Annotated in this window: 7 protein-coding genes; 4 read left to right on the plus strand and 3 right to left on the minus strand. The window is 52.2% G+C overall.

Annotated features, from left to right (window positions below; genetic code table 11):
* Positions 1-77: 77 nt before the first annotated feature.
* Positions 78-1,769, plus strand: coding sequence for a DUF4435 domain-containing protein (locus PG2093B_RS00110; RefSeq protein ID WP_165369652.1), 1,692 nt, complete (start codon positions 78-80; stop codon positions 1,767-1,769).
* A gap of 60 nt (positions 1,770-1,829) precedes the next feature.
* Positions 1,830-2,588 carry a hypothetical protein gene (locus tag PG2093B_RS00115; protein ID WP_129896608.1) on the plus strand — a complete coding sequence of 253 codons (759 nt, stop codon included), beginning with the start codon at positions 1,830-1,832 and terminating at the stop codon, positions 2,586-2,588.
* A gap of 102 nt (positions 2,589-2,690) precedes the next feature.
* Here PG2093B_RS00115 and PG2093B_RS00120 read toward each other — a convergent pair whose 3' ends face one another.
* Positions 2,691-3,209, minus strand: a complete 519-nt coding sequence (locus PG2093B_RS00120; RefSeq protein WP_129896609.1) for a hypothetical protein — start codon at positions 3,207-3,209, stop codon at positions 2,691-2,693.
* A gap of 70 nt (positions 3,210-3,279) precedes the next feature.
* Positions 3,280-4,104 (minus strand): hypothetical protein, encoded by an 825-nt coding sequence (locus PG2093B_RS00125; protein WP_129896610.1) that lies wholly within the window; start codon positions 4,102-4,104, stop codon positions 3,280-3,282.
* Positions 4,105-4,457: 353 nt separating this feature from the next.
* Between PG2093B_RS00125 and PG2093B_RS00130 the strand changes: the two genes are divergently transcribed.
* Complete coding sequence (locus PG2093B_RS00130; protein ID WP_129896611.1) at positions 4,458-5,048, plus strand: hypothetical protein; 591 nt, start codon at positions 4,458-4,460, stop codon at positions 5,046-5,048.
* Positions 5,049-5,130: 82 nt separating this feature from the next.
* On the opposite strand, the gene PG2093B_RS00135 is transcribed toward PG2093B_RS00130, so the two are convergent.
* Positions 5,131-5,793, minus strand: a complete 663-nt coding sequence (locus PG2093B_RS00135) for a DUF1287 domain-containing protein (RefSeq protein WP_129896612.1) — start codon at positions 5,791-5,793, stop codon at positions 5,131-5,133.
* A 995-nt stretch (positions 5,794-6,788) separates the two neighbouring features.
* Here PG2093B_RS00135 and PG2093B_RS00140 point away from each other — a divergent pair.
* Positions 6,789-8,094: SWIM zinc finger family protein (locus tag PG2093B_RS00140; RefSeq protein ID WP_129896613.1), on the plus strand; the 1,306-nt coding region annotated here is incomplete at its 3' end.

The raw sequence follows: 8,094 nt of genomic DNA on the forward strand, positions 1-8,094 counted from the left end.
TAATCAGTTATGCATTGAAATCGGTAGCGGTTTAATTCTGTGATCACAGGCAAAAGAGCGAGAAGAGAATTATGTGTGTGAATGGTTCGACGCAGCATCATCATTACTACTTGCCCAGTCAAGATGTTGACTCCAAAGGGGAGGAGTACGAAACAGATGTGAATTCTGTTGTGCTTATTGGAGCAAATGGCTCAGGTAAAACTCGCATCGGTGAATGGCTAGAACGCATGTATCCCCAAAAAGTACAGCGTATTTCTTCATTGCGCAACCTCTCGTTGCCCAGAAAGATCAAACTTTCTTCGCAGTCTGCTTCGGTGAATCAAATGATGTATGGTCGGGATGAGGCGCAGTCGGATCATTCTTGGTTGTATGAATACGACACGGATATATCACAGCATAGAACCATAACGAGCTCTGTATCCAATTTTGAGCCATCTATTGCCGCATTGGTCGCAAAAGAGAATGAGGCGAACCGATCCATAAGTAGAGAAGTCACTTATACTTCTCAGAAACAGCTTGAGCAGGCAACAATAGATAAAGCTCAATCACGTCCCGAAGTGCGAATACAGTCTCTTTTTTCTTCGATTTTTCCTCATCGAAAAATCTATATCCATGAGAATACTATTTACGCGATAGATTCAAGGAAAGAACTGACCGAGGAAACCCGAACTCAAGGATACAATGGGTCTGAACTTAGCGATGGTGAGAGGGCTGCGCTATATGTTATTGCTCAAGCCATATGCTTGCCAGAAAATAAGATAGTTGTCGTGGATGAACCAGAACTTCATCTGCATCTCTCGGTTATCAAGCCACTCTGGGCGGCCATTGAAAAAGAGCGTCCAGATTGCCTTTTCATCTATATCACCCATGATTTGGAGTTCGCTGAAGCACATCGAGAGTCGGACAAGATATGGGTTCATGGATATGACGGACAACAATGGCAATTTGACCGTATAGAGGAGGTTGGGGAGCTGCCCTCTGCCCTTGAGATGGAAATCATGGGAAGTAGAAAACCTGTCATCTTCGTAGAGGGTAGACCGTCATCGGCATCTCTCGATTACTCTTTGTATTCATTGCTATACCCTGAATATCAAATCAAATCCCTCGAGGGTTGCCGACAGGTGATTGAGGCAGTACGCGCATACAGGAGGAATAATCGCCTCCATCGTAATGATGTTTATGGGATTGTGGATCGTGACCGACGCACTCCTGACCAAATAGAGGAGTTGAAGAAAGATGGTATTCACGTTCTCGAAGTCGCTGAAATCGAAAACCTCTTCCTTCTCGAGGATGTTATGCAAGTGGTAATAGAACACATGCTCCCAGAATCTTCACCTATGGGAAAAATAAAAGATTATGTGATAAATAAAAGATTTAATAATCGCGTCAAGAAATTGGCGGCAGAGCAATTTCGCGATACAATCACTGCACAATTGCACACAATGTTCGCCTCGGAAGATACTGATGTGACGGAGAAAAAGATACAAGACCTCGTTGACGGCATTAAGTCAACTAGGGAAGCTATTGATGAAGAGTACCAACAAATAGGGCAATCAGGTGAATATGCCGCCGTGCTTGCTGTATTGAATGATAAAGATACGGTAAAAGACATCGGCGAACTGTTTGGCTTACCAAAGAAAAGCTACATCAGCACTGTTTTGCGCTGGCTGAACTCCAATAGTGAGATCGCTGAGAATCTGCGGCAAGCTTTCCTGAAGCATTTGCCCGACTTCCAGAATGAAGCCAATGACAAGGATGCTCAACTCTGAATGAGCTGTTGTACAATTTTTGAACAATTTATTGAGATAAGAGTGGAGAAAAGAGATTTCATGGACGAACTCACCTCTTACCAGACTGTGGCCGTTCAGCAGAAAATTATGAGCATGATGCAGGTCGCCGACCCGCGAGTTCAATATCTGCAGAACCGTGTGTCGGAGATTGTGGCTGATCTATGTGCGCATAACATGTTCAATCAGGATGGCTCGATCTCTGATCAGCAATGGAATGAATGGCTTACCCAGTATTACCCTGCGTGGGTGTTCCAAAAGGGTCAGTTGGCCCCCCAAAACAATGCAAATCAAAGCAGTACATATCCAGCTGAAGTGCAGAGAAAAATTAATCAGGTGCCACAGCAGGCCAATCCTCTACAGACCCAAACATCACACAACCCACTTTTCCAAAAGCGAGATTTTTGGTTTGGATTTGCATTAGGCACAGTGACAGCAGCAATAGTGGCGCTTATCGTAGTCATTTTCGCTAATATGACAGGAAGCACTACAAATAATGCGCTCCCGGAGGAAAGCAACTTATCGTCTGTATATGAACGGTGCTCCAGCACTTCTTCGAGAATTAAACTGTCAAACGACGAAAAATCTATCACAATCGAGGAATCCCAATACTCTTCCTTGGAGGCTTTGGAGTGTATCGCGGATGCGACTTCTATGCCAGACGCCACTTTTTCCAACATTGAGCAAACAACCGGTTTGGATGGGCGTCAGAGCGCAGAATGGGGACCGTACAAAGCCTCTTGGTCGTTTAACGCGAATCGTAAATCGAATGCTTTCCAACTGGTACTTGAAATCAAATAGTTTCACATGAGTATTGTTTTTCATTTTAAACCAGACGAGCTGAGGATGCCGATCTTCATCTGTTATGCACCCTCAGCTCGTACTGTGAAAAGATAGAGAAGCTTATTTGTTTGGCAGCAAGGACGGATATTGCGATGCTTCCGACTCGGGAACAATACGGACACTGTACTGTAAGTACTTGTCTGCTTGCCAATCACTTGGAGGTGACCAGTGCCATTCGTACACGTATCTGCCATCGGTTAGAGTGCCTTCGTTGATGTTCACCCAATTGTTACTGGATACTAAATCTTCTTCTGGAATATGCTTGAGCACGCAGTGGATGGGATCTGTCTTCTCGTCGGAAACATCGTCTGAATCTCTATACCCCTTAGCTGACAAGATGATGTAATTTTTTCCGGAGTCTGTATGTTGCACGTCTACGTTGCATTCCTTGCCTATCTTTGCAATTTTCTCGCTTGTCGCTGTTTCTATTGCTGAATTACTATTTTGCGTATTCTTAACTGAAATACCGGTTTTTGAATTTTGGCGCACAGTCAGCATAAAGATAGCAATGAGACAACTCACTGCCACGATTCCCGCTACCACTGCAATGGCAATCGGGAACACTGCTTTCTTCTTCATACATCTACCTTCCAATGGGAGATAAGAATATCTAATTTGTTGAGACTCGCTTCTATAAGATGCAGGCACGTTACTTTTCGTCTACCGCGTCTTCCTCCACGATGCTCACATCAATGTACTCGTCTTCGGTGGCATTGCTTTCTGCGACCTTTTGCTGCTGCTCATAGAACTCCACACTCGCCGTCGGCAGTCCTGAAAGATGGTCCTTCAGCTTGCATGCCATTGGTCGGTACGTGGCAAAGGTGAGGCCACCCGAGACCACGCCTCCGATGATTGGTATGACCTTCGATACACTTTTGGCGAATGTCTGCTTCGTCATGTGTACGCCAAGAGTGAGCGCAATCTTCTTGACCACAGGATAAACGATTCCTTTGGTCAGTGCTTGCTGCGGTAGCTTTTTGGCAACATTGAGTGCAAGTTGCGCTGCAACGCGATGAATCGCGTTGCTTGCGCCTTCCACGCCAAACATGATGCCTGCGAAGATGATGAGATTGTTCACCATTCCATCGTCAATAGCGCTGTTCTCTTCGTCCATCAGACTTGGCCATCCATAGAGGTATGCCAGTTTCTGCATGATTCGCAGTATATGGGCCATCTGCTGTGTGAGGTCCGCGGGAATTGTGCCGGCCATAGCGATTCCACCTGGCAACCCCGCCGCGAATGAAAGCGCTGTAACCTTACTGGTTTCGTAATTGATGGAATCATATGCAATGCTATTGAGTTGATCTACATTGATTCCAGCAGCTGCAGGCGATTCGGCGATTGCTTGATCCACTACTTGTTTCGGAAAATGCCGCTGTAGTTGCGAGCGCAGAAATGGTTCCCTTTCCACGCGGACAAGTGGGAGCTGGACGGCGTTCCGCAGTGCTACTTCAAAATCGACGCTGTCTGCCATAACAGTCCCTTCCGTCAGTGTGCCTTTCGGTCGATTCTAAATGGTTTCCCTTTTCCGCCTGAATTTATCGTCAGCATTTGGTCGTGGGAATTGGGTGATGTTTGAGGGATAGTCCGAGTAATCCCGATTGCGCATGGCGGGAATGATCGGCTATGCCTGCAGAGTTAGTTGTTTAGGCTGTGTTATGACGTGTGCGGTATATGAGATTACGCTGGTTTCTTGGCGTCTTTGATGGGGAAAGGAAGCCAATGCGAGATAACGGTACAAGCGTTACAGGAATCCTGTCTTTCCCCACCCTTCTTGCTCCCAACCTACACTTGAACACAAACCAACCTCCAATCCAAGGAGAAGCATTGCCCCATCAATCATCTCCAAACCCAAAAACGGCGTCCACGCGCCGTTTCCGCCAGCCTCCCGCTTGGATCACGTGGGTGCTTGGCGTCATCTTCCTGCTCGACGTTCCGGTGGTTCTTCTCCTGGCGTTTTTCATGTGGTGGGCAGTCACCGACAACGCCCCCGATATCCCGCCGGGCTGCTCATTCATGGATCCGTGCCCCGCCACTCCGGGGGAGTACGCGCGTTCGCTCGTCTTCTGCCTCGGGTCGATCCTGCTCTGGGTCGTCTTCGCCTATTCCATCTACCGTCTTCTGCTCGCCTGCCTCGATGCGCGCGAATCCGCCGACTCCCGCCGCACCACTATCGTCGTCACTTCCGCGCTGATTGTGGGACTATCCGCGGTTGTGCTGTGCGTACTGCCTGATTGGATCCATGGTCGCCCATTGGTTTCGGAACAGTTTTGGAGTGTCGGGCGAATCGAATCCTATGTGTACTTTTTCGCGGCGCTTCTTTCCACGCTCTACCCCGCATACTTCGCGGTGCGTGCCCGCTACTGCAGATATGCCGACTCACGTGCGTCGGCGGCCATCGGTGAGACAGATAGCTGACCATGTGACCTTGTTCTTTTGCGACGTATGCAAAACGGAAGCAGAAGCGCAATGAAGCAGCTGCTCCATCCCGCCTCCGCGCTCAACTGATCCGGTAGTGCCCGACCAGCTCCTGTGGAAACGTGCCGAGCACATCCTCTTCATACTGCTTCTGTTTCGCGCTCACGTGGTGGATGAGCAAGGGCAATCCGTTTGGGTTGCGCGTGTCGGAGGCAATGCCGATGTGATTGCTATAGACGACGATGTCTCCGCCCTGCCATGCGCCCACGTCTGTGGTGTCTGTCGTGAGATTGATCGCATGCGCGGCGAAGTACGCGTTGAGTACGGGGACACGACGGAAGTCGATGTTGGCATCAGGAGTGTCGACCTCATAACGCTCAGGGTGGGCGAGTATGTCTTCATGCACGAGCGTCATCAGATCATATCCTGCTCCACGCAGGGCTGCGCCTACGACGTCGGTGCACACGCCGTACCCGTCGTTCGGGTAGCCGGTCGCGTAATACTCGCTTTTGTATGCCGGTTTTGTGGCGATGTAGGCGCGCGCGTTCTGCAGAATGTCGCTTTGGTCGTCGACGCCGTCGCCATCCTTGTCGACTGAGCTGGTGTATGGGGCGATGCTTGGCGCTGGCTGCCGCACCGACCTGTCTTCATCTGCGGCGCCTATTGTGCTCCCGCATGCCGATGCCAACGTGCAGGCGGCGATGAGCGTGCCTATCGTGACGATTCTAGATAGCTGGTGTGCCATATTTATTCAAGATATAATCAGCTGCATCAACGATAGTGGTCATTCGTTGTCCCCCTTTCGTCTTGTAAAACAATCTAACGTAATATCTCGTCATGTTCCGCGTCGTCGCCCGGCCGACGCGGCACGTCAGGTCGAGGGCCGTCGCGTCAACAAGCCGGCGAGCGGAAAGTTCCACGTGGAACATGGTGAAACACAGAAGAATCACCACCGCGATTGCGTGAAAGGCGGTGGAGTGGCGGGCATGGCGTCCCTGCCACCGGGCCCCGCCCATTCCTGCCCCGCCCCCATGCTTCCCATTTCGCGCTGCTTTGCTGAAAGCCATTACTGGGGAGTGGGCGGCGAAGGGGCCAACATGGCAAATGCATATGACGGAAAAACATCAATGACCCGTTTGAATTACTTGAGTTCGTCAACGGGCTGCGGCACCACCAGCTGCGCACGGGCAGGGGCGGTGACAATCCCGGGCGCAAGGATGAGCACGGCAACACCATCTACCGGTGCAATGTGCACGCCCAGTACCGTCTGCACTTCACGAGGGACGGGGCGGGGTGTGTCACGTTCCTCTCGGTGAACACGCACGACGATCTGCTGCTGTAGCGTGACTACCGGCGCGCGTCAGGGGTGAACGGGTTCGCCGTCAGATACCTCCTCCTGGAAGTATAAAGAATATAAAAAGTATAAAAAAGTATAAAGGCGTGGTGTAGCGGCAATTGGATGCCGTAAGGCGCTCGACTATTATTTGTGCCAGCGATAATCCCTGTTGCATTGTACGCGATGTCGGCAGGCGACCGCCCATCACCGCTCATTCCTGTGTATCTCGGCTGGGCGGGAGCATTTTCTGGGGTGGCACTGAGTAGCATCCTTGGCGTTAAGCCGTTGATACATGTCCCTGCCTTGGAAAATGCTCCTCCTCAGCCGCATTAGCACTCACACGCATTGCCCTCGGCCACCTTTTCTGCGATACTGCACTCAGAGACATCGAGGAGGAGGTCGTTATGGCGGGGATGGCGGGGGACGTGCCCCAACAGGGGATTCCGGAAGTGGGCGCAGGCGGCTACGCAGAGCAAACAGGCAAAACAGAGCAAGCACAGCAAACAGAGCACGAAGACCCACCGCGCCCCACCTACCCGGCACTGTCGCAGCGCGACGTCGAAAAGCTGTTTGAATCACAGGTACTCGCCCGCGCACGGCGATACGCCAACGCCGGCCGCGTGCGCGACCTCGCGAACATCGCGGAGGGGCTGTGGCATGCGCGGGTGGAAGGGTCGGTGCCGTATAGCGTCGATGTGCGCATGCTGCACAGCCGCGTCGTCTCAGCCGGCTGCAGCTGCCCCGACGGTCAGCGGCGCACCTATTGCAAACATGTAGGCGCGGTGCTGCTGACCATGGCAGAGGCGGCGCGCATCGAGCAGCGCACCACGGCGTTCCCGCAGGAGGCTTCGCATGAGCTTTGGTGGTACTGGCATAATTCTGGGCATCGCCCGGACGTCCGCCTTAGCGAAGACGAATGGCGCGCCGTGCGCATGCTGCTTGAGCGGCTGTATGGACTGCCCGATCTCGCCGCGTATATGCGCATGAATAGGGATGGTCGGCATTCCTGGCAGGAGTCGATCGCCTCGCTCAGCAAAGAGCAGAAGAAGCGCCATAAGCATCGCGCGCGCCGGCGGTCGATGAGTGTGGCAGACGTCGAGCGGCTGGAAGATCTGCCGCACGGCTGGCTCACCGTTCTCGAAGCGGCCTACGAGCACCTCCACGACGTTGAGGGACTGCGCCTCCTGTACGCGATGTATATTCTCGGCGCGCGCGATGACGCAGACGCGCGGTACGTGCCGCGTCTGCGTGCGCTCTCCGGAAGTCATTGGGCCGACGACGTCGCGCTGATCGAACGCTGGGCCACGTACAGGCACGGCGCCTGCATGTCGAGAGACGACAATCCCGCATATGAGCGGCTGTTGCGCGAGGAGCATCTTGTGGACGCGGCGAAATGCTACTGCATGTTGCACAGCGGGGAAGTGCGCAGGCTGCGGCTGCTCGACATGCTCGTCGAAGGCGAATCTGAGGACTCCATCGACCGCCTGCTGGGATTCCTGCGTCAGCCCGAATCGGAGGTGTATCTCGGTGATGCAGAGCAGTCCGCGCGGCTTGTTGGGGCATGGCTCGACCGCATCAGCGAAGTGTATTTTGTCAAGTCGGTGTTTTGGTTTTGGTCATGTAGTTTTTTCGGTTTTGGTCATTGGGGCATGCTGGTCGTGGTTGATTGGTTGTTGGTGTGGTCGAACATGAGGGCTTCGCTCATGCGTC

Source organism: Bifidobacterium pseudolongum subsp. globosum (assembly GCF_004155535.1).
Lineage (GTDB): Bacteria > Actinomycetota > Actinomycetes > Actinomycetales > Bifidobacteriaceae > Bifidobacterium > Bifidobacterium pseudolongum_C.

Coding starts and splice junctions, on each gene's coding strand:
- PG2093B_RS00115 (WP_129896608.1), top strand. CDS start 1,830: ATGGACGAACTCACCTCTTACCAGACTGTGGCCGTTCAGCAGAAAATT.
- PG2093B_RS00120 (WP_129896609.1), bottom strand. CDS start 3,209: ATGAAGAAGAAAGCAGTGTTCCCGATTGCCATTGCAGTGGTAGCGGGA.
- PG2093B_RS00125 (WP_129896610.1), bottom strand. CDS start 4,104: ATGGCAGACAGCGTCGATTTTGAAGTAGCACTGCGGAACGCCGTCCAG.
- PG2093B_RS00135 (WP_129896612.1), bottom strand. CDS start 5,793: ATGGCACACCAGCTATCTAGAATCGTCACGATAGGCACGCTCATCGCC.